This window comes from Aminobacter sp. DSM 101952, from assembly GCF_001424795.1.
GTDB classification, from domain to species: Bacteria; Pseudomonadota; Alphaproteobacteria; order Rhizobiales; family Rhizobiaceae; genus Aminobacter; species Aminobacter aganoensis.
The window spans coordinates 106,343-131,752 of sequence record NZ_LMCL01000035.1 but is presented as its reverse complement, the minus strand read 5'-3'; the positions used below and the strand labels follow the sequence as shown (position 1 = coordinate 131,752).

Below are 25,410 nucleotides of genomic sequence, written 5' to 3'. Positions count from 1 at the left end.
CCGCGACGCGCGACCCTATTCGACGGAAACTTCTATCAGACAGGGCCTTCCCGTCGAGCGCGCCTTTTTCAATGCGCTGCCGAGCGCGCCGACATCCCGCAGGCGCTCGGCCCGAAGCCCATAGGCCTGGGCGATCAGCAGGAAGTCCGGCGGCACCGGCGAAACGCCCACGGGCTCCACGCCGGCATCGAGCATCGAGGTTTCGATCTCGCGATAGCCGCGGTTGTTCCAGACGACGAAGATGACGGGCGCATTCGCATCGAGCGCCGCGCCCAGTTCCGGCAAGGTGAACTGGAACCCGCCGTCGCCGCTCAGGCACACCACCGGCGCATCTGGCACCGCCAATGCAGCCCCGATCGCCGCCGCCGGGCCATAGCCGAGCGCACCGTAGCCGGTCGCCGCATTGAACCAGCCGCCCGGCCGGTCGTGGTCATAACAGAGATTGGCAGCATAGACCGGCTGGGTCGAATCGCCGACGATGATCGCGCCCGGCAGGGCGTCGCGAATAACCTCCACCGCACGAACCTGCGCCTGCATCGCCGGGCCGATTTCAGTCCAGGCGCCTTCCCGCGTCGCCTTGGCGCGTACTGCGCCGCCAGCCTGGCGCGCGTTGCCAATGTCGCCACCCAGACGCGCAAGCGCGGCGCCGGCATCGGCAAGGATCGAAACCGCCGCCGGACGTCGGCCAAGCTGCATCTCGTCGATGTCGATGCGGATCATGGTCTTCGGCAGCACGAAGCCGCCATCGCCATACATGTCGTAGTCGGTCGGGCCGAACTCGGTGCCGACGGCGATCACCAGGTCGGCATCCGCCATCAGCGCCCGCACCGCCTTGAGGCTCGGGCTCGCCGGCACAGCGAGCCGATGCCCGTGCATCAGCCCGCGGCCGTTGGCGGTGGTGACGACCGGCGCATCGAGCCTTTCGGCCAGCACCGCGAGTTCGGCCTCGGCCCGTCGCGCCCCGCCGCCGGCGAGGATCAGCGGCCGGTTCGCGGCGTTGACCAGGGGCCTTGCTTCGGCGAGCGCGCGCTCGCCCGGAACGGGTGCCGTCGCGCGCTTGGGCAAAGGCACCAGCCCTTCCGCCGACTTGCCCATGACGTCGAGCGGAACCTCGATGTGCACCGGCCCCGGCCGCCGCGACGCAAACATCTCGAATGCCCTGGCAATGGCGCCGGGCAGTTCGGCTGCCTCGCTTACCCGCCGCGACGACAGCGCCACCTTCTCCATCATGCCGCGCTGGTCAGGCAGCTCGTGCAGGTAGCCCAGCCCCTTGCCCAGGGACGGCAGGCCATTGACGCCCGAAATCACAAGCATCGGCACCGAATCGGCGCGCGCCTGGGCCATGGCGGTGATGGTATTGGTGAGCCCCGGCCCGGTGATGACAAAGGCAACACCCGGTCGGCCCGAGGCGCGGGCATAACCGTCGGCCATGAAACCGGCACCCTGCTCGTGGCGCGGCGTGACGTGGCGGATGTTCGACCGCGCCAGCCCGCGATAGAGCTCGATGGTGTGCACGCCCGGAATGCCGAACACGGTATCGACGCCATGCGCCTCGAGCAGCTCGATCAGAGCTTCGCCGACCGTCGTCATGCCACCTCCCTTTCACCGCGCAATCGCAGGCCGAGCATCGCTTCCACCGAGCCGATGCCGATCTCGGCCAGTTCGCCTGTCTCGAACATGTCGCCGGCGAGGCAACCCTCGAGCCAAAGCCCGTCGATGACGGCGTTGACGGCAATCGCCAGGCGGCGCAATTCCGCCGGGCTCGCATGCCGTCCGGAGCTTGCAAGGGCGTCCGCGACAAGCGTCTCGACCTCGTCGCGAAAGCCGAGGTAGCCGGCCCGGTGGGCAATGCCCAGCGCCGGGTCGGAACCGGCCCGGCCGATGAAGCTCGCCCAGATCGAGAATGTCCCGGTGTCGACCACCGGTGGTGCAAGGTTCGCCGCGACGAAGGCGGCGAGCCGCCGCCCGGGTTCATGCTCGACGGTCGCAAGCGCTGTCTTGGCCAACTCCGTCATGCGCTCCATGACGGTGACGTAGGCTGCCTGCAGAAGCTCTTCCTTGCCCGGAAAATAGTGGCGGATCAGGCCCGCCGTGACGCCGGCGCGCAAGGCTATCGCCCGCACAGTCGCGCCCTGCAGGCCGTGTTCGGCGACACAGTCGAGCGTCGCCTCGATCAGGTCCTGCCGCCGACGCTCCTCGCCTTCTCGGCGGAATTTTCTCCGCGCGGCGACTGCCATGTCCACCTTCGCTTCATCTGGAAAAAACGGCCGACCCCGGCTCCGGCAAATATTTATACACTTGCATAACAACGCTGCAAGTGCCGTAATGGGAGCATAAAAGAAGCGGGAACTGGTGCCGTTGACGCCGCAAGGCGGAAAGGTCCATCTTCACCGCCCAGGGGAACATCGCGACGCGACCATGAGCAGCCTGATGCAAGCTGACGGGAAGACGTTCACGCGCCGGGGCCATCGCTGATGGCTGCGGGTCATGCAGCCCAGCACCCTGTCCAATCAGACGGCCAAGCCGCCGAAGCCATCCATGTCGAGAACCTGCACAAGAAATTCGGCCAGTTGCATGTGCTGAAGGGCGTGTCGCTGTCGGCGCGCGACGGCGAGGTGGTGGCGATCATCGGCGGCTCGGGCTCGGGCAAGTCGACGCTGCTGCGCTGCATCAACTGCCTGGAAAACCCGACCAGCGGCATCATCCGCGTCAATGGCGAGGAAATCCGCCTCAAGCCGAACAGCCTGGGCGACAGCGTGCCGGCCGACCGGCGCCAGATCGAGCGCATTCGCTCGCGCCTCGGCATGGTGTTCCAGAGCTTCAACCTGTGGAGCCACATGACGCTCCTGGAAAACGTCATCGAGGTGCCGGTGCATGTGCTTGGCGTCAAGCGCAGCGATGCCATTGCCGAGGCCGAACGGCTGCTGGCCCGCGTCGGCCTTGCCGAAAAGCGCGACGTCTACCCGGCCTATCTCTCCGGCGGCCAGCAGCAGCGCGCGGCGATCGCGCGCGCGCTCGCCGTCCAGCCGCGGGTCATGCTGTTCGACGAACCTACCTCGGCGCTCGATCCCGAACTGGTCGGCGAGGTGCTGAAGGTGATCGGCGACCTCGCCCGCGAAGGCCGCACCATGGTGCTGGTGACGCACGAGATGAAGTTCGCCCGCGAGGTGGCGACCCATGTGATCTATCTCTGGAACGGGCAGGTCGAGGAGGAAGGCCCGCCGGAACAGCTGTTCGGGTCGCCCAGGTCGGAGCGGCTCAAGCAGTTCATCCGCAACATCGGCTAGCCTGCAAGAAATCGGGAACATCAAGAACAACGACAAACGGGAGTGACAGCATGAAAGCACTGCTTGCAACTGCGGCCTTGGCACTGGTCCTTGGCCAGAGCGCGGGAGCCGCCAGCGCCCAGGCGATCAAGGTCGGCATGGCACCCGAACCCTATCCGCCCTTCGCCTCGCCCGACGCATCGGGCAAATGGGGCGGCTGGGAAATGGACATGATCGACGCTCTCTGCGCCGAGGCGAAGCTCCAGTGCGAGGTCACCATGACCGCCTGGGACGGCCTGATCCCGGCGCTCAACTCCAAGAAGATCGACGCCATCATCAACTCGATGTCGATCACCGACGAGCGCAAGAAGTCGATCGACTTCTCCGACAAGTACTACAACACACCGACCGGCATCATCGGCTCCAAGGACGCCAAGTTCGACGCCACGCCGGAGGGGCTGAAAGGCAAGATCATCGGCGTGCAGGTGTCGACCGTGCATGAGGCCTACGCCAAGAAGCACTTCGGTCCCACCGCTGCCGAGATCAAGATCTACCAGACCCAGGACGAGGCCCAGGCCGACCTCGCCGCCGGCCGCATCGACGCGGTGCAGGCGGATTCGCTGTCGCTCAACACCTACCTCGCCACCGATGCGGGCAAGGCCTGCTGCGACATGAAGGGCGATGTCGCCGAAGATCTCGAAGTGCTCGGACCGGGCGTCGGCGTCGGCCTGCGCCAGGGCGACACCGAGCTGAAGGACAAGTTCAACGCCGCGATCAAGGGCATCCGCGACAACGGCAAATACGCCGAGATCACCAAGAAATACTTCGACTTCGACATCTACGGGAAGTGAGCGAGAGCTGGGCATTAGTGCCACCCTCCGAGACGAGGCGCGACGCCGACGCCATCCCTCCCCCTTGTGGGGAGGGATAAAGGGTGAGGGTCCTTCGGGCACCGATTGCGCGGGCAGTCACCCCCACCCCTGACCCCTCCCCACAAGGGGGAGAGGAATTCCGTCTTCTTCAGCTCTCAAGAGGACCACTGATATCGAGCATCTGCTGAACCCGCTGCTGCAAACGAGCGCCGTCGAGTTGCTGGCGATTTCACCGCCCGGCTGGGGCGGCAACCTGCTGCGCGGGCTGGCGAACTCCGTCCAGATCGCGCTGGGCGCCTTTGGACTCGGCCTCGCCATCGGCGTCGCCGGCGCCTGGGGCAAGCTCTATGGCAGCCCCATCGTGCGCGACCTGATGGAGATCTACACCACGGTCGTGCGCGCCGTGCCGGAGCTGGTGCTGATCCTGCTGCTCTATTATGCCGGCACCGACCTGATCAACCGGGCGCTCGACAGCTTCGGCTACGCCCCCATCGACATATCGGGGCTCGTCGCCGGCATCGGCGTGCTTGGCATCGTCCAGGGCGCCTACGCCACCGAGGTCATTCGCGGCGCCATCCTCGCCATACCGCAGGGCCAGATCGAGGCTGCGCGCGCCTATGGCATGCCGCCCGGCAAGATGCTGCGCCGCATCACCCTGCCGGCGATGCTGCCCTTCGCCATTCCCGGCCTCGCCAACCTCTGGCTGATCGCCACCAAGGACACGGCACTGCTGGCCGTCGTCGGCTTCAACGAGCTGACCCAGGAAACCCGCCAGGCCGGCGCCACCACCAAGGCCTATTTCACCTTCTTCGTCGCCGCCGGCGTGCTCTACCTGCTGCTCACGCTGTTCTCCAACGTCATCATCGGCCGCATCGAGCGCTGGGCGCGGCGCGGCATGCCGCCGATTGCGGAGTCCGGCCGATGAGTGCTGCCGCGCCCGCATCGACGACCTCCACCAGCCGTTCGGAATGGCTGCAGCCGCACCGCATCGTGCTGATTGGCATTGGCGCAGCCCTGGTGTTTTCGGCAGCCGTCTTCATGCGCTGGGACTGGCTGCCCAATTACTACGACCTGGCCCTGCTCGGCATCTGGCGTACCATCTGGATCCTCGCCGTCACCGTGGTGCTCGGCTTCATGCTCGCCGGGCCGCTCGGCCTCGCCCAGGCCGCCGGGCCGTTCTGGCTGGCCTGGCCGGCCAAGGCCTTCTGCACGGTCATCCGCGGCACGCCGCTGCTGCTGCAGCTCTGGCTGCTCTATTACGGCCTCGGCTCGCTGTTCCCGCAATTCCCCTGGATCCGGCAGTCCGAGCTGTGGCCGATCCTGAGGCAGGCATGGCCCTATGCCGTGGTTGCGCTGACCCTGTCCTACGCCGCCTATGAAGGCGAGGTGATGCGCGGCGCCTTCGCCGGCGTGCCGAGGGGGCAGCTCGAGGCCGCCCGCGCCTTCGGCATGAGCCCGTGGAAACGCTTCCGCCGCATCTGGCTGCCGCAGGCGATCCACCGGGCGCTGCCGACGCTCGCCGGCGAGACCGTGCTGCAGCTCAAGGCGACGCCGCTCGTCGCCACCATCACCGTCATCGACATCTATGCAGTCGCTTCGCGCGTCCGACAGGACACCTTCATCGTCTACGAGCCGCTGTTGCTGCTCGCCCTCATTTATCTGATCATCACCGGCATCCTGGTCTTCGCCTTCCGCAAGCTGGAGGCGAAGATCCCGGCCAGACTGGGGTAAGCCTATGCCGCAGACAACAACAGAAACGGTCACGCTCAGCCTCGACGAAGCCCGCGCGCTCTGCATTTCGGCCGCCATCGGCGCCGGCGCCAGCGAGGAGACGGCGCAGTCGATCGCGCTCGCCGCAGTCGCCGCCGAAGCCGACGGCCAGGCAAGCGTCGGCCTGTCCCACTATGTCGACTATCTCGAGGCGCTCGAGGCCGGGCGCATCGACGGCAAGGCCGAACCGGTCATCGCCCGGCCGGCGCTGGCGATCTACCTGTCCGACGGACAAGGGGGCGCGGCCCATACCGGCTTCGACCGCAACTTCGACGAGATCGCCAAGGCGGCGCGGCTGTTCGGCGTCACCGTCTTTGCGCAGAAGAACGCCTATACCTGCGGTTCGCTCGGCTATTTCACCGGCCGCCTCGCCGAGGCCGGCCTTGTCGCCCTCGCCGCCACCAACGGACCGGCACTCGTTGCCGGCTCCGGCTCGACCAAGCCGGTCTACTGCACCAATCCGATCTCGCTCGCGGCTCCCACGGCCGACGGCCCGCCGCTGATCATCGACCAGTCCTCCAGCGCCACCGCCTTCGTCAATGTGCGCAGAGCGGCCGAGGCCGGGGACGAAATCCCCGAGGGTTGGGCGCTCGACGCCAGGGGCAAGCCCACCACCGACGCCAAGAAGGCCATGAAAGGCGTGTTGCTGGCCTTCGGCGGGGCGCGCGGGGCCAACATCGCGCTGATGGTCGAAGTGCTTGCCGCCGGCATTTCGGGTGCCAACTGGTCGATCGACGCGCCGTCGATCACGGCGGGCGACCAGACACCCGGCACCGGCCTGTTCATCGTCGCCCTCGACCCCAAGCTGTTCGATCCCGGCTTCGAGGCGCGCATGCGGGCGCAGCTCGACCGGCTGTCGAGCCAATACCACGTCCACATCCCCGGCCCGGCAAAGGCTGCGGCGCGCGCCCGTGCGGAGGCCGGCGGCATAGCGATCCCCATGGCCCTGCACGCCCGCATCGCCGAGTTTTCGGCGCGGCAGGCAGGGTGAGCGGGAGCGTTCTCGGTTCCGCTTGACCGTTGGGAACGCGAAGCCTGGACCGCAGCAGCGGTGTCACCGTCACGGCATGGCAACTGTGTTCATGCCGTGATTTCTCCGGTGCTCCGGTGGTTCCGAACCACGCCTCGGAACACCCCGCGAAACTCCTTCGAAAATAATTCGAACTCCCTGTGAACCTTTCCCGCCGCCGCTGCGACCCAGTCATGTCCAGGGCGAGGTGAGCTCGCCAGATCAACCGGGGGGAACCCACACCGAAGATCGTTCCGACGTGGAAGCCAGAGCGTTTCCGCGGCCCCGAAACGCAGCCTCGAAAGGGAAATGACCATGAAAGCCAAGATCACCATCCTGACCGCCGTTCTGCTGCTTGCCGGCGCCATCGGCAGCGCCAATGCCGCCAGCTTCTCGGCCGGGCCGGGCGGCGGCGACCGTCCGTCGGGTCCGAGCGACATCTCCGACGCACCGGGCGGCAAAGGCCCGTCGGGCCCCGGCGACTTCTCGGATGCCCCCGACAACGACAAGCCTTCAGGCCCGAGCGGCAAGGCTTCGTCGGGCAATGGCGGCGCCACGGAAGACAAGTACTGCAAGAACGGCTCGAGCAAGTTCCCGGATTGCAACACCAAGTTCATCCAGGACTGCAAGGCCGCAGGTGGCAACATGTCGGGCCAGCAGGGTTGGGGTGGCAAGACTTGCCGGGAACCCTCCTGATGCCAAGGGCATGATCCCGAAAAGTGGTAGCCGGTTTTCGGACAAGATCATGCCCAGCGAGAAGGCGTTGGCCTCGCTCGAGCGTCGGTCGCCTGCATTCTGCCATCCGGAAAACCCCGCAGTTTGCGGGGTTTTCTGCGCTGGGCTCGACAATGAAAAAGCCCCGCAGGCTTGCGGGGCTCCCGTCTGCCGCGCCAATGCGGCCATGTTGCTCAAAGACGGTTCAGTGGCGCGAAAGCCAGGTGTCGATATCCTTTTCGGCCTCGTCCTGCGCCTGGCCGTAACGGGCTTGCAGCCTGCCGGCGAGCTCCTTGCGCTTGCCCTTGATGACGTCGAGGTCATCGTCGGTCAGCTTGCCCCACTGGGCCTGAACCTTGCCCTTGAACTGCTCCCAATTGCCTTCGATCTGGTTCCAATTCATCGCGATCTCCTTCTCGGGATTGGCACGACAGGTCCGCCGCACTGGGGGATCAACGCCCTTCCGCCGGTCGAGTTCCCAAATTTTGTCAAACATGAGTAGGTCAATCATCTTTCATTCAAACCTTGTTGACTTGACCGTGACGGCGCCTTTGCGGCGTTGGTGCATCGCAACATTTTTTGAGCAGAGCCCCGCAAACGGAGACATGTCCTTGACCCTGACGACCGAAACATCCGGCCGCCGACTTTTCATTCCCGCGCTTCGCGGAATTTATTCGAGCCTGCATGACTCCGCCGAAACGATCGTGCGCATCGTCGCCGGCCTTGCGCTTGTCGCCCATGGCGCCGGCAAGATTGCCGACCCGTTCGGCGCGGCGGAAATGGTCCAGAGCCTCGGCTTCTACCCCGGCGCCTTCTGGTCGCTGCTTTTGTCCTGCACCGAGTTCTTCGGCGGCATCCTGATCGCCATCGGCCTGTTCACCCGGCCTGCCGCGCTTGCCGCGACGGTCGTGCTGGCGGTCGCCGCCTGGTACCACTGGGTCACCCTGGGCCAGGGCTACCTGATGGCCGAGAAGGCGATCATCTGGGCCGCGGTCTGCCTGTTCTTCGCCATTCGCGGCGGCAACCGCCACTCGGTCGACGCCCGCATCGGCCGCGAATTCTAGAACCTGCCTCCCAAGGCAAGCCACAAGCCCGCGCCAGATCGGCGCGGGCCGCTCCGCATGCAGCCTCGATGATTGCCTTTTCCGCGAAACGGGCTAAGAACGGCGACATCCCTGCCCCTTTTGGCGACCGGAGCCAGCGATGACCGAAATTCTGCAGACCCCGCAACTCGTGACCGTATTCGGCGGCTCCGGCTTCCTCGGCCGCCATGTCGTGCGGGCGCTGGCCAAGCGCGGGTACCTGGTGCGGGTCGCCTGCCGCCGCCCCGACCTCGCCTTCCACCTGCAGCCGCTCGGCAATGTCGGCCAGATCCAGCCGGTGCAGGCCAATCTGCGCGTGCGCTGGTCGGTCGACCGGGCCGTCCAGGGCGCATCGCACGTCGTCAATCTCGTCGGCATCCTGCATGAAGGCGGCCGCCAGCGTTTCTCCACGGTCCAGGAATTCGGTGCTCGGGCCGTGGCCGAGGCCGCACGCGCGGTCGGCGCTTCGCTGACCCATGTCTCGGCGCTTGGCGCCGGCGAAACCTCGCATGCAACCTACGCCCAGACCAAGGCGCGCGGCGAAAAGGCCGTTCTGGCGACCGTTCCCGAGGCGGTGATCTACCGCCCGTCGATCGTCTTCGGCCCCGAGGACCAGTTCTTCAACCGCTTCGCCAACATGGCGCGCTTCTCGCCGTTCCTGCCGCTGATCGGCGGCGGCGAAACCCGCTTCCAGCCGATCTATGTCGGCGACGTCGCCGAGGCCATCGCGCGCGCCGTCGACGGCAAGGTCAAGGGCGGCACCATCTATGAGCTCGGCGGCCCGCAGGTGCTGAGCTTCAAGCAGTGCATGGAGCAGATGCTCGAGGTCATCGACCGCAAGCGCAGCCTGGTGGCGGTGCCGTGGTGGGCTGCCAACCTGCAGGCCTCGATCCTCGGCCTGCTGCCTAACCCGCTGCTGACCAAGGACCAGGTCACGCTGCTGCGCTCCGACAATGTCGTGTCGAAGGCGGCGCAGGACGAAGGCCGCACCATCGCGGCCATCGGCATCGCGCCCAAGACCACGGCGTCGATCCTGCCGAGCTACCTCTGGCGCTACCGCGCCGCCGGCCAGTTCACCCGCCGCACGGAAGCCTGACCGGCCGAGGGCGCACAGGCGCCCTCACCAGAAATTTCAGCAAGCGCCTCATCGGTCGCAGCGCACGGCCCGTTGAGTCACGGGGTGAGTGGCCGCGGCCGAATACCCGCCACGATGGCTTCTCCAAGCGTGAGCCCGCTCGAATGAGCGCCAGAGGCGCGTAATAGCGCATCAGGTGGCCGGCAAAGTGGAGTCGGCGACCGGTTCTCAGCCCCAGACCGTCAGCGCGATCAGGCCAATGCCACCGACGATCAGGCGCCACCAGCCGAACAGCGAATAGCCGTTGCGCGAGACGTAATCGAGCAGGTGGCGCACCACCAGCAGCGCCATGACGAAGGCCGCGATGAAACCGACGCCGATGACGGGCAGGTCGGCCACTGAAAGGATGTCGCGGTTCTTGTAGAGGTCATAGGCAAAGGCGCCCGCCATGGTCGGCATGGCGAGGAAGAAGGAGAATTCGGCGGCCGCGCGCTTCTCCACCCCCATCAGCAGCGAACCGACGATGGTCGCGCCCGAGCGCGAAGTGCCGGGGATCATCGCCAGGCACTGGAACAGGCCGATCTTGAGATAGACCGAGAACGGAAAGTTGGTGACGTCGCCATAGCGCGGCTTGAGGTCGAGCTTGTCGAGCAGCAGCAGCACGAAGCCGCCGAGGATCAGCATGACGCAGATCAGCCGCGGCGATTCGAACAGCACCGTCTTGATGAAGCCATGCGCAAACGCGCCGATCAATGCGGCCGGCAGGAATGCAATCAGGATGCCGGCAACGAAACGCTGCGTCTGAGGGTCGCGCGGCAGGTCGACCAGCATTCGCCACAGCCGGGCCCAGTAGACCGACAGGATGGCCAGGATGGCGCCGAGCTGGATCAGGATCTCGAAGGTCTTGCCGGTCGAGTTGAAGCCGAGGAAATGCCCGGCAAGCAGGATATGGCCAGTCGAGGAGACCGGGATGAATTCGGTGAGCCCCTCGAGCAGGCCGAGCAGCAGCGCGTCGATGATAGTCTGGCTTTCCATTCCAGTCCCCGCGGGATCGTTCATTCGCGATTGCTTGTCATGGGGCAGAACTCACCCTATAGGTCGGGTCGCCCGAGAGCCCGGTGCGCCGGGCCCAGAAGCTCTAGCGGCGCGGCCGGCGATTCGCCAGAGCGCCATCGATCACGAATTTCGCAGGACCATGCTGACTCTTTTCCACCACCCGATGTTCGCCACATGCCGCTTCGTCCGCCTGGCGTTCGGCGAATATGGCGAGGAGCTGGCCCTGATCGAGGAAAAGCCGTGGGCGCGGCGCAAGGAATTCCTGTCGCTCAATCCGGCCGGCACGCTGCCAGTGCTGCTGGCCGAGGGCGACGTGCCGATCGTCGGCGCGATGATCATCTCGGAATATATCGACGAGACCCGCGGCGTGCTGAAGCGCGAGCGCCGGCTGTTTGCCGAAGACCCGATGGAACGCGCCGAGATCCGCCGCCTCACCGACTGGTACCTGACCAAGACCGAGAGCGAAGTGACCCGGCATCTGGTGCGCGAACGCGTGCTGAAGCCGCATATGCCCGAGGCCGCCGGCGGCGGCTCGCCCGATTCGGCGGCGATCCGTGCGGCACGCGCCAATATCCGCCAGCACATGAAATACACCAACTGGCTGGCCGGCACCCGCCACTGGCTCGCCGGCACGCGCATCACCTATGCCGACCTTGCCGCCGCAGCCGCGCTGTCGGTGCTCGACTATCTCGGCGAAATCGACTGGCGCGAACACGCCTCGGCGCGCGAATGGTACACCCGGGTCAAGTCGCGGCCGTCCTTCCGGCCGCTGCTCGGAGACCGGGTGCGCGGCCTGGGCCCGGCATCGCATTATGCGGACCTCGATTTCTGATACGGCGCTGCGCCAGCTGATCGAGCGCGAAGCGAAACGCGCCGGCTTTGCCGCAGTTGCGGTGACGCGACCGGACGCGATCCCGCTCGCCCCCGCCCGCCTTGCCCAGTTCGTCGAGGAAGGCCTGCACGGCTCGATGGGCTGGATGGCCGAGACGCTGGAGCGCCGCGCCGAACCCTCCGTGCTGTGGCCCGAGGTGCGCTCGATCATCGTGCTCGCCATGAACTACGGGCCCGACACCGATCCGCGCGACCTGCAGGCCATGCCCGACCGTGCCGCGATCTCGGTCTATGCCCGCAACCGCGACTATCATGACGTCATGAAAGGCCGGCTCAAGGAGATCGCCGGCAAGATCGTCGCCCGCGCAGGCGGCGACGTGAAGGTGTTCGTCGACACCGCCCCGGTGATGGAAAAGCCGCTGGCCGAGGCCGCCGGGCTCGGCTGGCAGGGCAAGCACACCAATCTCGTCAGCCGCGAGTTCGGCTCCTGGCTGTTCCTGGGCACGATCTTCACCACCGCCGAGCTCGTCCCCGACGAGGCCGAGGCCGATCATTGCGGCTCGTGCCGCGCCTGCCTCGACGCCTGCCCAACGGACGCCTTCCCCGCGCCCTACCGGATCGATGCGCGGCGCTGCATCTCCTACCTGACCATCGAGAACAAGGGGCCGATCCCGATCGAGTTCCGCGAGCGGATCGGTAACCGCATCTATGGCTGCGACGACTGCCTTGCCGCCTGCCCGTGGAACAAGTTTGCCCAGTCGGCCTCGGAAGCGAAGCTTGCGGCCCGCGACGACCTGCGCCAGCCGCGCCTCGCCGACCTGCTCCAACTCGACGACGCAGCCTTCCGCAGCTTCTTTTCCGGTTCCCCGGTCAAGCGCATCGGCCGCGAACGCTTCATCCGCAACGTGCTGATCGCAGCCGGCAACTCGGCCGACAGCGCGCTGGGCTGGCCATGCCGGGCGCTGCTGTCCGACGCCGCGCCACTGGTCAGGGGAGCTGCCGTCTGGGCGCTGTCGCGGCTCGTTACGCCGGAAGCGTTTTCGGCCCTTGCGCTTGAAGCGCTGAAAGCCGAAACCGAACAAGACGTGATTGCCGAATGGCAGGCGGCGCTCACGCAGGCTGAACCCGCACGGACGCAGGCATGACCCAGCAGAACATCTTCATCTTCGGCGCCGGCTATTCCGGCAAGGCATTCGGGCGCGATCGTCCGCAGGGCACCCGTGTCGCCGGCACGACCCGATCCGCCGGAAAATTTGCCGAGCTCCAAGCCGCAGGCATCGAGCCGCTGCTGTTCGACGGGCACCTGACGCCCGAAATCCGAGCAAGGCTCGCCGAAACCACGCAGCTGGTGGTGTCGGCAGCGCCCGGTGACGGCGGCGACCCGGTGCTCGACGTCGCCCGCGACGCCATCCTCCACCACATGCCGGCACTGCGCTGGATCGGATATCTCTCGACCGTCGGCGTCTATGGCGACTATGGCGGCCAATGGATCGACGAGACCGCCGCCTGCCGGCCCAAGCCAGGCCGTTCGCAGGCCCGGCTCGACGCCGAACAGGCCTGGCACGACCTTGGCGAAGAGGTCGGGCGCCCGGTCGCGATCCTGCGCCTGTCGGGCATCTACGGCCCGGGACGCAACGCCTTCGTCAACCTCGAAAACGGCACCGCCAAGCGCCTGATCAAGAAGGACCAGGTGTTCAACCGCATCCATGTCGACGACATCTCGGGTGCGCTCTGGCATCTGCTCGAGGCGGACCGTGGCGGCATCTACAACGTCACCGACGACGAGCCGGCACCGCCGCAGGACGTGGTGAGCTATGCCGCCGCGCTGATGGGCGTTGCCCCACCCCCCGAAATTGCCTTCGAGACCGCCCAACTTTCGCCCATGGCCCGATCCTTCTATGGCGAGAACAAGCGTGTCGCCAACACCGAGATTCGGGCCACGGGGTATGAGTTCCGCTTCCCGAACTACCGGACCGCATTCGATCGGATGTGGGCCGAAGGCAGCTGGCGCGGCGAAGGGGAAAACGACAGGCGCAGCCCGATCAGGCAAGGCTGAGCGGGGACGGTCGCGCAGCGAATTGACCGGGTTGCAGGCCCCGGAATTTACCATTCAGTAACCGTGGCGGCCCAAGCTGGCGGAGAGGACAAAACTCCATGACGGCATTTTTCAGCGGAATTCTGGGCAAGGCGGCGCGGCTCGCCATGGCGATCGCCACCCTCGGCCTTGTCGGTCTCGACATGCAGGCGGCAAGCGCGGCGGAACTCGCCAAGGACCTGTTCGGCAACAAGAGGCTGCCGGCGGCGGTTGCCGCGCGCTCCTATGGCTTCTACTCCAAGGGCTGCTTCTCGGGTGGGATGGCGATCGCCACCGACGGGCCGACCTGGCAGGCCATGCGCCTGTCGCGCAACCGGCGCTGGGGTCATCCCAAGATGATCGCGCTGATCGAAAAGCTGTCGCGCGAGGCCACCGCCGACGGCTGGCCCGGCCTGCTCATCGGCGACATCTCGCAGCCGCGCGGCGGCCCGATGCTGACTGGCCACGCCTCGCACCAGATCGGCCTCGACGCCGACATCTGGCTGACGCCGATGCCCGACCGCAGGCTGTCGCCGACCGAGCGCGAGAACATGAGCGCGATCTCGATGGTCAACGAGAAGACCCACCTGGTCATCGACAAGCGCTGGACGCCGGCGCATGCGCGCCTGATCGAGCGCGCCGCCAGCTATCCCGAAGTCGAGCGCATCCTGGTCAATCCGGGCATCAAGAAGAAGCTCTGCGAAACCGTCACCGGCGACCGCTCGTGGCTGCGCAAGGTCCGGCCGTTCTGGGGCCACGACTACCATTTCCACGTCCGCATCGGCTGCCAGGCCGGTTCGAAGGGCTGCAAGGAGCAGGATCCGACGCCGCGCGGCGACGGCTGCGACAAGTCACTGGCCTGGTGGTTCACCGAGGAACCATGGCGCCCCGCCACCGGCCCGGCCAAGCCCAAGGCACGCGACATCATGACGATGGCGAGCCTGCCCAAGGAATGCCGCGCTGTTCTCGATGCGCCCTCGCCCGTCAATGAAGCGGCCGTGACCTACCATGGCAAGGGCGGCGCACCGACCGCGGTCGTCGCGGCACCCTCGCCTGAAGAACCGGAGGTCGCGGATACGCCCATCATCACCGATGGCGGCACACCGGCTGCCGCGAACGCTTTTGCGCCCCGGCCTTCTGTCGACATTCCGCTGCCGCGTCCACGCCCGAAAACGCAGTAACGCCGAAACTGCGGGCCGATCGCGGCGCCGATGCCTTGGCGCTTCCAAAGAGGCGGAAATCGGTCTATGGATTTCAACCGATTTAGTTCTTCTGGATGAGCCCGAGTGACACCTGCATTGCGTCTCGCCCTGATCGCCCATGACGAGAAGAAGGACGACCTGGTCGCTTTCGCAAGCGATCACATCGAGTTCCTGAAGACCTGCCACATCGTCGCCACCGGCACCACCGGGCAACGCATCCTGGCTGCCTGTCCGGGCCTCAACCTGACGCCGCTGAAGAGCGGACCGCTCGGCGGCGACCAGCAGATCGGCGCCCTGATCAGCGAAGGCAGGATCGACCAGTTGATTTTCTTCGTTGATCCGCTGACGCCGATGCCGCATGACGTCGACGTGAAGGCATTGATGCGGCTTGCCATCGTCTACGACATTCCCATGGCGTTGAACCGGGCGACGGCCGAGATCATGCTCGAGAACCAAGAGAACGGCTGAACGCCGACGCAGGGACGGAACCGGGAATGTCACATCAGAGCGACCAGGCGCAGGCTCTCCCGTTCCCGATCCTGATCGGCGACATCGGCGGCACCAATGCGCGCTTCGCCATCGTCGAAAGCGCCGACACGGATGCCGGCGAGCCGCGCATCGTCCAGACCGCCAGCTATGCCAATATCGACGACGCCATTCTCGCCGTGCTCGACGGCGCGCCGGTGCGGCCGCGCTCGGCGGTGCTCGCGGTCGCCGGCCCGGTCGAGGGCGACGAAATCGCGCTGACCAATTGCCCATGGGTGGTGCGGCCCAAGGAGATGTTTGCGACCATCGGGCTCACCGACATCCTGGTGCTCAACGATTTCGAGGCCCAGGCGCTTGCGGTCGTGGCGCTCGGCGACGGACACATGGAAAAGATCGGCCCCGGCGAGCCGGAAGAGGGTGCCGGGCGCGTCGTGCTCGGGCCCGGCACCGGCCTTGGCGTCGCTGGCCTGATCCATGCGCTGGGGCGCTGGATCCCGGTCCCCGGCGAAGGCGGACACATGGACATCGGCCCACGCTCCGCGCGCGACTTCGAAGTCTTCCCGCATCTCGAAAAACTCGAAGGCCGCATCTCGGGCGAGCAGATCCTGTGCGGCCGCGGGCTGGTCAACACTTACCGCGCCGTCGCCCTCGCCGATGGCAAGACGCCGACGCTGACCCTGCCGGCACAGGTCACGGCGGCGGCCCTCGCCGGCACCGACCCGATCGCCGAGGAGGCGCTGGAACTGTTCGTCACCTGCCTCGGCCGCACCGCCGGCGACTTGGCGCTGGTGTTCAAGAGCAAGGGCGGCGTCTTCCTGACCGGCGGCATCGCCCAGAAGATCGTGCCGGCGCTGAAGCGGGGCAATTTCCGTGAGGCCTTCGAGGACAAGGCGCCGCATCGCGAACTGATGGCCTCGATGCCGGTCTATGTCATCACCCATCCGCTCGCAGCCCTTGCCGGCCTCGCCGCCTATGCCCGCACGCCATCCCTGTTCGGCATCGAGACCGGGGACCGGCGCTGGCGCCTCTGACCGCGGCCGAAAGGCGGTTTCCCCCGCGGGCGTCATGCTCTATGAGGGGCGCAGTTTTTGCGTAGCGACAGGACTACCTGTTTGACCACAGCCCAGATGGAAAAGGCCAAGGCCTCGCGCAGCGAGATCGTCGGCGTGATCCGGCGAGTCGCCGCCGAGAATGGCCGCGCCTACGCCTGGCAATACGGGCTCGCCGCGCTGTTCCTGCTCATCATCGCCGGCAGCACCGCCTTTACCGCCTGGATCATGCGCGACGTCATCGACGAGATCTTCTACCGCCAGCGCGCCGACCTCATCGCCCTGATCTCACTGGCGATCCTCGCGTCCTTCGCGCTGCGCGGTGTCGCCACCTATGGCCAGGCGGTCATACTCGCCAAGATCGGCAACAATCTCGTCGCCCGCTACCAGCGCCGCATCTTCGACCACCTGATGAAGCTCGGCATGGACTTCTTCTCGGCCCAGCGGTCGTCCCAGCTTGTCGCGCAGATCAACCAGAACGTCGGCGGCGTGCGCGACCTGCTCAACATCACCGTCACTTCGATCGCCCGCGATGCGGTCTCGCTGGTCGCGCTGGTCGGCGTCATGGTCTACCAGGATCCGGTGCTGTCGATGATCGCCTTCCTGATCGGCCCACCGCTGGTGCTGCTCGTCAGTCATCTGATGCGGCGGCTGCGCAGGCTCAACCGCGACGCCATCCTGGTCAATTCGAGGCTGTTCGGCGCGGTGCAGGAAGCCGTCCAGGGCATTGCCATCGTCAAGGCCTTCACCATGGAAGACCAGCTGTCAAAGCAGATGGATACCCTGGTCAACGACGTCGAGGCGCGCTCCAACAAGATCGCCCGGGTTTCGGAACGCCTGTCGCCGATCTCCGAAACGCTGGCAGGCGTCGTCGTTGCCGCGGTCATCGCCTATGCCGGCTACCGCTCGACCATGGGGGCCCAGCCGCCCGGCGCGGTCTTTTCCTTCATCACCGCGCTGCTGCTCGCCTACGACCCGGCACGCCGCCTCGCCCGCACCCAGGTGGGGCTCGAGCGCGCGCTGGTCAACGCCCGCATGATCTACGAGATCCTCGACACCGAACCGCGCCAGGAAGACGCGAGCGATGCCGGCGCCATCAAGGTCGGCAAGGGCGATATCCGCTTCGAGGCCGTCTCCTTCTCCTACGGGCCGGACGTACCGGTCCTGCACGATCTGAGCTTTACTGCTCCGGGTGGCAAGACGACGGCCATCGTCGGCGCCTCGGGTGCCGGCAAGTCGACGCTGGTCGCACTGCTGCAGCGCTTCTACGACGTCGATGGCGGCCGCATCGAAATCGACGGGCAGGACATCGCCCACGTCACCAAGCGCTCGCTGCGCCAGTCGATCGCCTACGTCTCGCAGCATCCCTATCTGTTCGAAGGCACGATCCGCGACAACATCCGCTATGGCCGCGCCGACGCCACGAACGACGAGATCCAGTTGGCTGCCGAACAGGCCTTCGCCGACGAGTTCATCCGTCAGCAACCCGACGGCTACGACACGCCGGTCGGCGAAGGCGGCGCAACGCTTTCGGGCGGCCAGCGCCAGCGCATCTCGATCGCCCGTGCCCTCGTGCGCAGTGCACCGATCCTCCTGCTCGACGAAGCGACCTCGGCGCTCGACAACGAGTCGGAGGCGCGGGTCCAGCAGGCGCTTGCCGCCGCCACGCAAGGGCGCACAACCATCGTCATCGCCCACCGCCTGTCGACCGTGGTCAGCGCCGACCATATCGTCGTGCTCGAGCAGGGCCGGCTGGTCGAACAGGGCACGCATGCGGGCTTGATGGCCGACCCCAACAGCGTCTATGCCCGGTTCCACAACCTGCATGACGAAGCCAGTCTCGGACTGGTGGACGATACCGGCGAGACGACGAAAGAAGAGGCGCGGCGCGCAGGCGCTGCCGCAGGGAGCTTGCGATGAGCGACATGGGTCTGGTTGTGGTCGGCGCCGCCGGCCGAATGGGTCAGGTGCTGCTGCGCACCGTCCATACGATGGAGGGCGTCCGTGTCGTCGGTGCCATCGAGCGCAGCGGCTCGCCCTATCTCGGCAAGGATGCGGGCGAACTTGCCGGCATCGGCACCATCAATGTCGCAATTTCCGACGACCCGCTTGCGGCCTTCGCCAAGGCCGACGGCGTGCTCGATTTCACCGCGCCCGCCGCGACCGTCGAATTCGCCGGCTATGCGGCCCAGGCGCGCATCGCCCATGTCATCGGCACCACCGGCTGCGCGGCCGAGGACGATGCCAGGATCGCCGCCGCGGCGCGCCATGCCACCATCGTCAAGTCGGGCAATATGAGCCTCGGCGTCAACCTGCTCGCCATCCTCGTCGAGAAGGCGGCGCAAGCGCTCGGCCCCAGCGACTTCGACATCGAGGTGCTGGAAATGCACCACCGCCACAAGGTCGACGCGCCGTCGGGCACCGCCCTGCTGCTCGGCGAGGCGGCAGCCGAAGGCCGCAAGATCGCGCTGGCAGACAGGAGCGTCCGCGTCCGTGACGGCCACACCGGCGTGCGCGAGGCGGGCACCATCGGCTTCGCCACGCTGCGCGGCGGCTCGGTGGTCGGCGACCATTCCGTCATCCTCGCCGGCACCGGCGAACGCATCACCCTGTCGCATCAGGCCGAGGATCGCACGATCTTCGCCCGCGGCGCGGTCAAGGCGGCGCTGTGGGCGCATGGCCGCAAGCCCGGCCTTTATTCGATGCGCGACGTGCTCGGCCTCTAGATCAATCCACCGTCCTCACCCACAAGGGAGCTAAAATGTCCGGTACTCTCGTGCTCGTCCGCCACGGCCAGAGCGAATGGAACCTGAAGAACCTGTTCACCGGCTGGCGCGATCCCGGCCTGACCGAGCAGGGCCACGCCGAGGCCAAGGCCGCCGGCGAGAAGCTCAAGGCGCGCGGACTGAAGTTCGACATCGCCTTCACCTCGGCGCTGTCGCGCGCCCAGACCACCTGCCAGCACATCCTCGACGCGCTCGGCCAGAGCGACCTCAAGACCATTCGCAATGCAGCGCTCAACGAGCGCGACTATGGCGACCTCAACGGCCTCAACAAGGACGACGCCCGCGCAAAGTGGGGCGAGGAGCAGGTCCATATCTGGCGCCGCTCCTACGATACCCCGCCGCCCGGCGGCGAGAGCCTGAAGGACACCGGCGCCCGCGTCTGGCCCTATTACATGCACGATATGCAGAAGCATGTGCTTGCCGGCGGCACGGTGCTGGTCGCTGCGCACGGCAATTCGCTGCGCGCGCTGATCATGGCGCTCGAAGGCATTTCGGGCCCGGACATCGTCAAGCTCGAGCTCGGGACCGGCGTGCCGATCGTCTACAAGCTCAACGCCGATTCGACTGTCGCTTCGAAGGATGTGCTGGCCTGAGCCGCCACGGGAGCCTCCGATTCGCGGCTCCCAACCTCTTCGCCGGCTATGCCGCGAGACATGCCGCAACGTCATGCGGCATGCCGGAACGCGACAAATCGGTCCTGTCGCGGCATTCGTCGGCAAAAGCTGAAAATGCGCGTTGACACAGTCGCTTCGCCCGCTTACATCAGCGCCCACCAGCCCAGATGGCGGAATTGGTAGACGCGCACGGTTCAGGTCCGTGTGCCGCGAGGCGTGGAGGTTCGAGTCCTCTTCTGGGCACCAGTTTCCAAGGTCAAGCCTCGACTTGACCCCTTGAATTCCAAGGACATCAAAGCCCGGCTCTCACGAGCCGGGCTTTTTCGTTTCTGCGGAATGCTTGATTCCTGGCGACCGGCACCTCGATCTGCGCCGTTCCCCCGAGGTTCGCGTCGCAATTCGATTGACCCCGACGACAACTTCAATTCGTCCTCGCTTGGCGCCTGCCACACCCTTCATCATCGACCGAAAGGCCGGCTTCCGGCAGGCCCCATGCCGGTGGTAATATCAGGTTGCGCTAATATTTTTCGCACAACCTCTTGAGGAGCACGCCGATGCTGCGCTTTGCCCTTTTCGCCGGTGCCCTGGCCCTCGCTGCCGGTACTGCAGCCAGGGCCGAAGACAAACCGCAGGCCGCGCCGACCGTGGTCGAAGGCGTGACCGTCGCGGAATTCCAGGACATCATGACCAAGGCCGGATACCAGGCCAAGGTCGGCACCGACAGCGACAACCTGCCGGTCATCGATTCCAAGGCCTCGGGCATGAACTTCTGGGTCTATTTCTACAATTGCGACGGCGAACCGCAGAAATGCCGGCGCGTGCAGTTCCAGAGCAGTTTCAAGACCGACAAGACGATGCAGGACAAGGCGCTCGACTGGAACAACAAGAAGGTCGCCGGCCGTGCCTCCAACGAAAAGGACAACACCTATTTCGACTATCTGGTCGATTGCGGCGGCGGCGTCTCGTCCGGCAACCTGTCGCAGAACCTCGAGCGCTTCGACACGCTGATGGCCGAATTCACCACCTATATCGGCTGGCGCTGAACAGCACGGCGTCAGCCGCGCGAAGACATGCAAAGGGCGCCGGTCGGCGCCCTTTGCATGTGAGGCTACGGCAAGGGTCCCATCCCGCCGAATGAGGGACCCCAGCCAGGCCGCCTTGCTCACGCCTCGAGGTTGCGGTTGCGGTCCTGCCAGAGTTCCAGGACGGCCAGCACCGCCACGGCGATGCCGAGGCCGACATGCCAGTTGCGCAGCACGCCGCCATATTCGAAGACGAAGGGCTGCACGACCATCCAGACACCGCAGAACAGCACCAGGATTTCCTCCCAGCGCCGCAGGAAGATCTGCTCCAGTCCGGAAAGCACGACGATCGCGGCGCCGACGAGCGCCGTCACCGCCATCATGGTCGGCATGCCGGTTTCGCCGAACCACATCGGCGACACGATGATCGCGGCGCCGAGGATCATCGAAGCGATGTCCTCCCAGCGCCGGTGTTGCGACAGTCCCAGGGGACCCATTACGTTGAGCGTTGCCATGATCAAAATCCTCTCAGGCTACATTTGAGTTCTCTGCTCAAACGCCCGTGAGGACCAAGTGCGTGGCTGTCGAACTCCTCAGTCGGGCGTTCTTCGCACTGGCGCCATTATCTCAAAAAAGAGCAACAAGTTCAATGGATCCGGTTGCGGCGGACGATCACACCAACGCTACCGGGCTACTCGCCGGTGACCTCCGCATAGAGCCGTGAGCGCGAGCCGAGCAGGCCGAGTATCCGGCCTGCCGACCAACCCGACGCACGCGCAAGGGCAAGCACGCCAGGACCGCCGCGGACCGGCACCGTAAGCGCGGTGACGGCTGTGGCAAGCAGCCGGAAGGCGAGCAGCACCGCAATCGACGCGGCCCTGCGGTCGCCGCCCCTTCCCTTGCGGGTGAACGACGCCAGGGATTGATCGCGGGCGCGCCTGAACTGGTAGGAAAAGGTCAGGCGCGACGGCGGCATCGTCTCGTACACCATGGCCCGGTCGGCCCATGCTTTGGCCAGTCCACGGCGCGTGACCTCGTGATCGAATGCCGAGTCGCTGCCACCCGACATCGGATCGCGCTCGTCGAACCGCAGCCGGTGGACCACGAACAGATCGCGCTGCGCGAGCCAGTTGTTGGTGACGATGGTGATCCGCTCCGGCCTGCCCGCCGCGCTCTGGCGCCGGGCCACGGCTGCCTTGTGGCGGAACCGCTGCTGCACCCCGCGCAAGATCGCCCTGCGCCACCGCGACAGCGGAACCGCCGGCGGCTGCGCCTCCACCGGACCGCCGATCAGCAGCGCCCGGCTGCGGCGATACTCGGCGACGAGCTCGACGAGCCAATCCGCGGCGACGCGTTCGTCGTCATCGACGAAGGCGACAAGATCGGCCCCGGATTCCAGCGCATGCTCGACCGCGCGATTGCGCGCGAAAGGAATGCCGATGCAGGGCTCGAGACGATAGTCGAGTTCCAGACCCTTGGCCGCGCCAAGCACGATGTCGCGACAATCGGGCTGCGCGGAATTCTCGACCACGATGAAGCTGACATCGGTGAACGGTGGCATCTCGCAGGCGGTCCATGAGGCGAGAAGCTCGCCGAGCATGATCGGCCGCTGCCGCGTGATCGCAGCAACGCACAGCCGCAGACGCGGCATCGATTTCGAGGACATTGCCCTTGCTCCGCAGGTTTGCGTCGCCAGGGCAGCGGCAACAGGTCTCAAGTGCGGGGGCGGCTCCGTTTCCCACAATTGAACACCTATTGCAAGTAGAAATTTTTATGCGATACAACCGCAGAATCGAACCGGCCCCGAGCGGCCGAAGCAAGCGCGTGAGTTTTTCAATGAGACCGATCCTGTCGTACTGCATCCCGGTTCAGGACCGGGCGGATGACCTCAGGCTGACCCTGCGGACAAATCTCGACCAGAACCGCCCGTTCCAGACGCTGGTGGAGTTCGTCGTCGTCAGTTTCGACCGGGACGATGAGCTGGACCGCTGGATGCGCGAGAGCTTTGCCGCGGACATCGCGTCCGGATACCTCAAGCCGAGGCGCGCCGGCCACCTGGATCCATGGCATTTCGGCCGGGCAAAAAACGTGTTCCGCGACCATCTCGAGGGCGCGATCTATTCCAGCCTCGACGCCGACAATTTCGTGTCGCCGCACGAGACACGGCAGATCCTCGACCTGCATGCCGAGCATGGCGGCAAGATGCTGATCCATCATTTCAGCGGCCACTGGGGCGACGGAACCTGCGGCAGGGTCACGCTGCCGGCAAATCTCTATCGATCCGTCGGGTATGACGAGCGGGCCTTGCCGCGCCAGTTCGACGAGATCGACCTGATCCTTTCCGCGCTCAGGGCCGACCCCGATCTCACCTACGTCTCGCACCTCCCGGGCGGCGCGCTGCAGAAGTCGAAGGCCACGGCAGGATTCCTGCACGGCGAAGGCATGGCGGTGAAGAACCTGGTTGTCGACGACCTGCGCGCCACCAAGCCGCTCAACCCGAGGAACAAGGGTTATGCCGATGACTGTGGCCTTCTCGGCGCCATGCAGCGCTTCAACCGCGCATCGAGCTTCGCCAAGAATGCCGGCAAGGCCGACAGCAAGGAGCGCTATTTCGCCGAAGCCATGCAGGCGGTGCGCGATGCCATAGCCGCACAGGGACCGGCAGAGACGCTGCAGTGCTTTTTCGGCGAACCGGGCCGGCCGCTTCCGCAACTCGTCGACGGCAAGGTGCCGGTCTTCGCCTGCGTCAAGGACGACACCTTCGTGCTGGAGGAGTGGTACAGGCATTACCGCGGCATCGGCTGCGGACCGTTCTACATCATCGACGACCACTCGGCCGTGCCGGTGGCCGAGACCCTGCCCTATCGCGATGTCCTGACGCTGACGCCCAGGGTTGGCCACTACCGAACCTGCAAGAGCGCCTGGCTGATGGCCGCGATGAAGGCCGTGCTGCCTGAAGGTCGATGGGCGCTGACCGTCGATGCCGACGAATTCGTCGACGTTCCGCCTGCGCTCGGCACCATCATGGCGGACGTGACCATGGCGGCGTCAGCCGCCGGCCGGTCCTGGCTGCCGGGAATGCTCGTCGACATGTTGCCGGCAGCATTGGAGCTGTCGAGCGGCCCGGCGCAAGCATCCTTCCTGCGCGCGTTCGATCGCCATCTGCTCGATGGCAAGGGCGACAGCACCGCCTACCGCTGCAACAAGTCGGTTCGCTGGGCCTTCGGCGACCGATGGCGCGCCAGCTATTGCATCGATGCGCGCTACCGCATCGCCGGCACGGTCGACGTGCTGCGCAAGGTACCGCTGGTGAAGTACCGCCAGGATATCAGGATCCATCACGGCTTCCACGATCTCGGCTACTCCGACCAGCCGAACGTCCAGCCCGACGACTGGCGCGGCCCGCTGCTGCTGCCGATGCGCCATTACAAGCTGGTCAAGCTCTTCGATGCCGAGGAGCGCCGGCGCATGGCCGAGCATGCGGGATTGTCCTTTGTCCACGACCGCAAGACGACCGCCAATCTGCGCACGCTCGTCGCCGGCGACCGGTCTACGGCCTGGGAAAAGCTCGAAACACTTGAGACGGTCGAATACGACCCCAGCCTGTTCTCCGACCCGGAATTCTTCCATGCGGTGCCTGGCATGTCGGGCGGATGGGGCTCTTTCCTGCGGCGGGGCATCCGGGCGATGCGCGGCAAAGACGAGGCACGGCGCACGACATAGATCACGGTCGACACCCGCCGGAACCGGTTTCCGCAACATGGGGCAAACCGCCCGTTTTGGCGGTGCCGCCGCCAGGGCAATGCTTATTGATTCAACCGAACCATTTTCTGGACGTTACCGATATTTCCTTCGGTGATCGGCGCATGGCAAAGTATACACAAGTAATAATCGCTGCACGTTACATGCACCGTGATTCACGGACATCTGAGGCTCACCTCGGCAAGAGGTCGAATTTTGTGAATAAATTCCTTACAGAATCACGGAATCTGGCTGACAAACTGTTACCTTGAGACTCCAAACGTGTGCGGCCGCCACGGAACCGCCCGAAGCTTGCCCCATTCGCTGCCACATTTGAGGTGAAACCGCTCCGTGTGTGCATCAACGGAGCATTAACCAGAAGATGAAGAAGAGCGCCAAGCCCGCGATCGCGGCGGCCACCCTTGCCGCCGGCATGATGATTGCTTTCACCAGTACCGCCTCGGCCCAGTGCGGCAAGGCTTCCTGGTACGCGCTGACCTCGAAGACCGCTTCGGGCGAACGCATGAATCCATCGGCCATGACCGCAGCGCACCGCTCGCTTCCCTTCGGCACCAAGATCCGGGTGACCAACCAGAAGAACGGCAAGAGCGTGGTGGTTCGCATCAACGACCGCGGCCCGTTCATCAAGGGACGCGTGCTCGACCTGTCCAAGGGTGCAGCCCAGCAGATCGGCTTCATCAAGTCCGGCCACACCTCCGTCTGCATGCAGCGCACCTGACGCCTGCGCGGCGATGCGGCAC

The 25,410-nt window shown here is 66.0% G+C and carries 26 protein-coding genes and 1 tRNA gene; 21 read left to right on the top strand and 6 right to left on the bottom strand.

Going from position 1 to position 25,410, the window contains the following annotated elements:
- Positions 1-15: 15 nt before the first annotated feature.
- Both ASC75_RS24675 and ASC75_RS24670 read right to left on the bottom strand, forming a co-directional pair.
- Positions 16-1,590, bottom strand: a complete 1,575-nt coding sequence (locus ASC75_RS24675; RefSeq protein ID WP_055982143.1) for a 5-guanidino-2-oxopentanoate decarboxylase — start codon at positions 1,588-1,590, stop codon at positions 16-18.
- The gene (locus tag ASC75_RS24670; protein WP_055982139.1) at positions 1,587-2,237 is read right to left on the bottom strand and encodes a TetR family transcriptional regulator C-terminal domain-containing protein; all 651 of its coding nucleotides are present in this window, start codon (positions 2,235-2,237) and stop codon (positions 1,587-1,589) included. Before ASC75_RS24670 ends, ASC75_RS24675 begins: the two co-directional genes overlap by 4 nt.
- A gap of 237 nt (positions 2,238-2,474) precedes the next feature.
- Between ASC75_RS24670 and ASC75_RS24665 the strand changes: the two genes are divergently transcribed.
- The 6 genes from ASC75_RS24665 (at position 2,475) to ASC75_RS24640 (ending at position 7,613) form a co-directional block, all read left to right on the top strand.
- Complete coding sequence (locus ASC75_RS24665; RefSeq protein WP_055982137.1) at positions 2,475-3,287, top strand: ABC transporter ATP-binding protein; 813 nt, start codon at positions 2,475-2,477, stop codon at positions 3,285-3,287.
- Positions 3,288-3,337: 50 nt separating this feature from the next.
- Positions 3,338-4,117 carry a transporter substrate-binding domain-containing protein gene (locus ASC75_RS24660; protein ID WP_055982134.1) on the top strand — a complete coding sequence of 260 codons (780 nt, stop codon included), beginning with the start codon at positions 3,338-3,340 and terminating at the stop codon, positions 4,115-4,117.
- 238 nt (positions 4,118-4,355) lie between these two features.
- Positions 4,356-5,063, top strand: coding sequence for an ABC transporter permease (locus tag ASC75_RS24655; protein WP_343065563.1), 708 nt, complete (start codon positions 4,356-4,358; stop codon positions 5,061-5,063).
- Positions 5,060-5,869, top strand: a complete 810-nt coding sequence (locus tag ASC75_RS24650) for an ABC transporter permease subunit (protein WP_055982127.1) — start codon at positions 5,060-5,062, stop codon at positions 5,867-5,869. Before ASC75_RS24655 ends, ASC75_RS24650 begins: the two co-directional genes overlap by 4 nt.
- A 4-nt stretch (positions 5,870-5,873) precedes the next feature.
- Positions 5,874-6,899 carry an Ldh family oxidoreductase gene (locus ASC75_RS24645; RefSeq protein ID WP_055982124.1) on the top strand — a complete coding sequence of 342 codons (1,026 nt, stop codon included), beginning with the start codon at positions 5,874-5,876 and terminating at the stop codon, positions 6,897-6,899.
- Between the two features lie 333 nt (positions 6,900-7,232).
- Positions 7,233-7,613 (top strand): hypothetical protein, encoded by a 381-nt coding sequence (locus ASC75_RS24640; protein ID WP_156381381.1) that lies wholly within the window; start codon positions 7,233-7,235, stop codon positions 7,611-7,613.
- Between the two features lie 223 nt (positions 7,614-7,836).
- Here ASC75_RS24640 and ASC75_RS24635 read toward each other — a convergent pair whose 3' ends face one another.
- Positions 7,837-8,034, bottom strand: a complete 198-nt coding sequence (locus tag ASC75_RS24635) for a CsbD family protein (RefSeq protein ID WP_055982117.1) — start codon at positions 8,032-8,034, stop codon at positions 7,837-7,839.
- 202 nt (positions 8,035-8,236) lie between these two features.
- Here ASC75_RS24635 and ASC75_RS24630 point away from each other — a divergent pair, with 202 nt between their 5' ends.
- On the top strand, positions 8,237-8,695 hold the full coding sequence (locus ASC75_RS24630) for a DoxX family protein (protein WP_156381380.1): 459 nt from the start codon (positions 8,237-8,239) through the stop codon (positions 8,693-8,695).
- A gap of 139 nt (positions 8,696-8,834) precedes the next feature.
- Positions 8,835-9,809 carry a complex I NDUFA9 subunit family protein gene (locus tag ASC75_RS24625; RefSeq protein WP_055982109.1) on the top strand — a complete coding sequence of 325 codons (975 nt, stop codon included), beginning with the start codon at positions 8,835-8,837 and terminating at the stop codon, positions 9,807-9,809.
- 207 nt (positions 9,810-10,016) lie between these two features.
- Here ASC75_RS24625 and ASC75_RS24620 read toward each other — a convergent pair whose 3' ends face one another.
- Complete coding sequence (locus tag ASC75_RS24620; protein ID WP_055982106.1) at positions 10,017-10,823, bottom strand: undecaprenyl-diphosphate phosphatase; 807 nt, start codon at positions 10,821-10,823, stop codon at positions 10,017-10,019.
- 160 nt (positions 10,824-10,983) lie between these two features.
- Between ASC75_RS24620 and ASC75_RS24615 the strand changes: the two genes are divergently transcribed.
- The 11 genes from ASC75_RS24615 (at position 10,984) to ASC75_RS24565 (ending at position 20,929) form a co-directional block, all read left to right on the top strand.
- Entirely contained in the window at positions 10,984-11,676 is a 693-nt protein-coding gene (locus ASC75_RS24615; RefSeq protein WP_055982103.1) for a glutathione S-transferase family protein, read from the top strand.
- Entirely contained in the window at positions 11,657-12,820 is a 1,164-nt protein-coding gene (gene queG, locus ASC75_RS24610; RefSeq protein WP_055982100.1) for a tRNA epoxyqueuosine(34) reductase QueG, read from the top strand. The genes ASC75_RS24615 and queG overlap by 20 nt, the downstream gene beginning before the upstream one ends.
- Entirely contained in the window at positions 12,817-13,731 is a 915-nt protein-coding gene (locus ASC75_RS24605) for an SDR family oxidoreductase (protein ID WP_055982097.1), read from the top strand. The genes queG and ASC75_RS24605 overlap by 4 nt, the downstream gene beginning before the upstream one ends.
- A gap of 98 nt (positions 13,732-13,829) precedes the next feature.
- Entirely contained in the window at positions 13,830-14,930 is a 1,101-nt protein-coding gene (gene mepA, locus ASC75_RS24600) for a penicillin-insensitive murein endopeptidase (protein ID WP_055982094.1), read from the top strand.
- Between the two features lie 105 nt (positions 14,931-15,035).
- Positions 15,036-15,419, top strand: a complete 384-nt coding sequence (locus tag ASC75_RS24595) for a methylglyoxal synthase (RefSeq protein ID WP_055982092.1) — start codon at positions 15,036-15,038, stop codon at positions 15,417-15,419.
- A gap of 26 nt (positions 15,420-15,445) precedes the next feature.
- Entirely contained in the window at positions 15,446-16,468 is a 1,023-nt protein-coding gene (locus tag ASC75_RS24590; RefSeq protein ID WP_055982089.1) for a glucokinase, read from the top strand.
- A gap of 96 nt (positions 16,469-16,564) precedes the next feature.
- A complete protein-coding gene (locus tag ASC75_RS24585; protein WP_055982086.1) occupies positions 16,565-18,406 on the top strand; it encodes an ABC transporter ATP-binding protein in 1,842 nt (613 codons plus the stop codon).
- On the top strand, positions 18,403-19,212 hold the full coding sequence (dapB, locus tag ASC75_RS24580) for a 4-hydroxy-tetrahydrodipicolinate reductase (RefSeq protein WP_055982083.1): 810 nt from the start codon (positions 18,403-18,405) through the stop codon (positions 19,210-19,212). The genes ASC75_RS24585 and dapB overlap by 4 nt, the downstream gene beginning before the upstream one ends.
- A gap of 35 nt (positions 19,213-19,247) precedes the next feature.
- Entirely contained in the window at positions 19,248-19,865 is a 618-nt protein-coding gene (locus tag ASC75_RS24575) for a 2,3-bisphosphoglycerate-dependent phosphoglycerate mutase (protein WP_055982081.1), read from the top strand.
- 182 nt (positions 19,866-20,047) lie between these two features.
- Positions 20,048-20,132 (top strand) — tRNA-Leu (locus ASC75_RS24570).
- A 308-nt stretch (positions 20,133-20,440) separates the two neighbouring features.
- Positions 20,441-20,929 (top strand): YbjN domain-containing protein, encoded by a 489-nt coding sequence (locus tag ASC75_RS24565; protein ID WP_055982078.1) that lies wholly within the window; start codon positions 20,441-20,443, stop codon positions 20,927-20,929.
- A gap of 119 nt (positions 20,930-21,048) precedes the next feature.
- On the opposite strand, the gene ASC75_RS24560 is transcribed toward ASC75_RS24565, so the two are convergent.
- Together ASC75_RS24560 and ASC75_RS24555 are read right to left on the bottom strand one after the other, a co-directional pair.
- On the bottom strand, positions 21,049-21,423 hold the full coding sequence (locus ASC75_RS24560; protein ID WP_055982075.1) for a hypothetical protein: 375 nt from the start codon (positions 21,421-21,423) through the stop codon (positions 21,049-21,051).
- A gap of 176 nt (positions 21,424-21,599) precedes the next feature.
- Positions 21,600-22,574 (bottom strand): glycosyltransferase family A protein, encoded by a 975-nt coding sequence (locus tag ASC75_RS24555; protein ID WP_082496747.1) that lies wholly within the window; start codon positions 22,572-22,574, stop codon positions 21,600-21,602.
- A 170-nt stretch (positions 22,575-22,744) separates the two neighbouring features.
- Between ASC75_RS24555 and ASC75_RS24550 the strand changes: the two genes are divergently transcribed.
- Positions 22,745-24,631 (top strand): glycosyltransferase family 2 protein, encoded by a 1,887-nt coding sequence (locus tag ASC75_RS24550; RefSeq protein ID WP_055982069.1) that lies wholly within the window; start codon positions 22,745-22,747, stop codon positions 24,629-24,631.
- 400 nt (positions 24,632-25,031) lie between these two features.
- Positions 25,032-25,388 (top strand): septal ring lytic transglycosylase RlpA family protein, encoded by a 357-nt coding sequence (locus tag ASC75_RS24545; protein ID WP_055982066.1) that lies wholly within the window; start codon positions 25,032-25,034, stop codon positions 25,386-25,388.
- Positions 25,389-25,410: the final 22 nt, after the last annotated feature.

Excerpts from the sequence above, each read along its gene's own strand:
- ASC75_RS24675 (WP_055982143.1), bottom strand. The coding sequence starts at position 1,590 with ATGACGACGGTCGGCGAAGCTCTGATCGAGCTGCTCGAGGCGCATGGC.
- ASC75_RS24670 (WP_055982139.1), bottom strand. The coding sequence starts at position 2,237 with ATGGCAGTCGCCGCGCGGAGAAAATTCCGCCGAGAAGGCGAGGAGCGT.
- ASC75_RS24665 (WP_055982137.1), top strand. The coding sequence starts at position 2,475 with ATGGCTGCGGGTCATGCAGCCCAGCACCCTGTCCAATCAGACGGCCAA.
- ASC75_RS24660 (WP_055982134.1), top strand. The coding sequence starts at position 3,338 with ATGAAAGCACTGCTTGCAACTGCGGCCTTGGCACTGGTCCTTGGCCAG.
- ASC75_RS24650 (WP_055982127.1), top strand. The coding sequence starts at position 5,060 with ATGAGTGCTGCCGCGCCCGCATCGACGACCTCCACCAGCCGTTCGGAA.
- ASC75_RS24645 (WP_055982124.1), top strand. The coding sequence starts at position 5,874 with ATGCCGCAGACAACAACAGAAACGGTCACGCTCAGCCTCGACGAAGCC.
- ASC75_RS24640 (WP_156381381.1), top strand. The coding sequence starts at position 7,233 with ATGAAAGCCAAGATCACCATCCTGACCGCCGTTCTGCTGCTTGCCGGC.
- ASC75_RS24635 (WP_055982117.1), bottom strand. The coding sequence starts at position 8,034 with ATGAATTGGAACCAGATCGAAGGCAATTGGGAGCAGTTCAAGGGCAAG.
- ASC75_RS24630 (WP_156381380.1), top strand. The coding sequence starts at position 8,237 with ATGTCCTTGACCCTGACGACCGAAACATCCGGCCGCCGACTTTTCATT.
- ASC75_RS24625 (WP_055982109.1), top strand. The coding sequence starts at position 8,835 with ATGACCGAAATTCTGCAGACCCCGCAACTCGTGACCGTATTCGGCGGC.
- ASC75_RS24620 (WP_055982106.1), bottom strand. The coding sequence starts at position 10,823 with ATGGAAAGCCAGACTATCATCGACGCGCTGCTGCTCGGCCTGCTCGAG.
- ASC75_RS24615 (WP_055982103.1), top strand. The coding sequence starts at position 10,984 with ATGCTGACTCTTTTCCACCACCCGATGTTCGCCACATGCCGCTTCGTC.
- queG (WP_055982100.1), top strand. The coding sequence starts at position 11,657 with ATGCGGACCTCGATTTCTGATACGGCGCTGCGCCAGCTGATCGAGCGC.
- ASC75_RS24605 (WP_055982097.1), top strand. The coding sequence starts at position 12,817 with ATGACCCAGCAGAACATCTTCATCTTCGGCGCCGGCTATTCCGGCAAG.
- mepA (WP_055982094.1), top strand. The coding sequence starts at position 13,830 with ATGACGGCATTTTTCAGCGGAATTCTGGGCAAGGCGGCGCGGCTCGCC.
- ASC75_RS24590 (WP_055982089.1), top strand. The coding sequence starts at position 15,446 with ATGTCACATCAGAGCGACCAGGCGCAGGCTCTCCCGTTCCCGATCCTG.
- ASC75_RS24585 (WP_055982086.1), top strand. The coding sequence starts at position 16,565 with ATGGAAAAGGCCAAGGCCTCGCGCAGCGAGATCGTCGGCGTGATCCGG.
- dapB (WP_055982083.1), top strand. The coding sequence starts at position 18,403 with ATGAGCGACATGGGTCTGGTTGTGGTCGGCGCCGCCGGCCGAATGGGT.
- ASC75_RS24575 (WP_055982081.1), top strand. The coding sequence starts at position 19,248 with ATGTCCGGTACTCTCGTGCTCGTCCGCCACGGCCAGAGCGAATGGAAC.
- ASC75_RS24565 (WP_055982078.1), top strand. The coding sequence starts at position 20,441 with ATGCTGCGCTTTGCCCTTTTCGCCGGTGCCCTGGCCCTCGCTGCCGGT.
- ASC75_RS24560 (WP_055982075.1), bottom strand. The coding sequence starts at position 21,423 with ATGGCAACGCTCAACGTAATGGGTCCCCTGGGACTGTCGCAACACCGG.
- ASC75_RS24555 (WP_082496747.1), bottom strand. The coding sequence starts at position 22,574 with ATGTCCTCGAAATCGATGCCGCGTCTGCGGCTGTGCGTTGCTGCGATC.
- ASC75_RS24550 (WP_055982069.1), top strand. The coding sequence starts at position 22,745 with ATGAGACCGATCCTGTCGTACTGCATCCCGGTTCAGGACCGGGCGGAT.
- ASC75_RS24545 (WP_055982066.1), top strand. The coding sequence starts at position 25,032 with ATGAAGAAGAGCGCCAAGCCCGCGATCGCGGCGGCCACCCTTGCCGCC.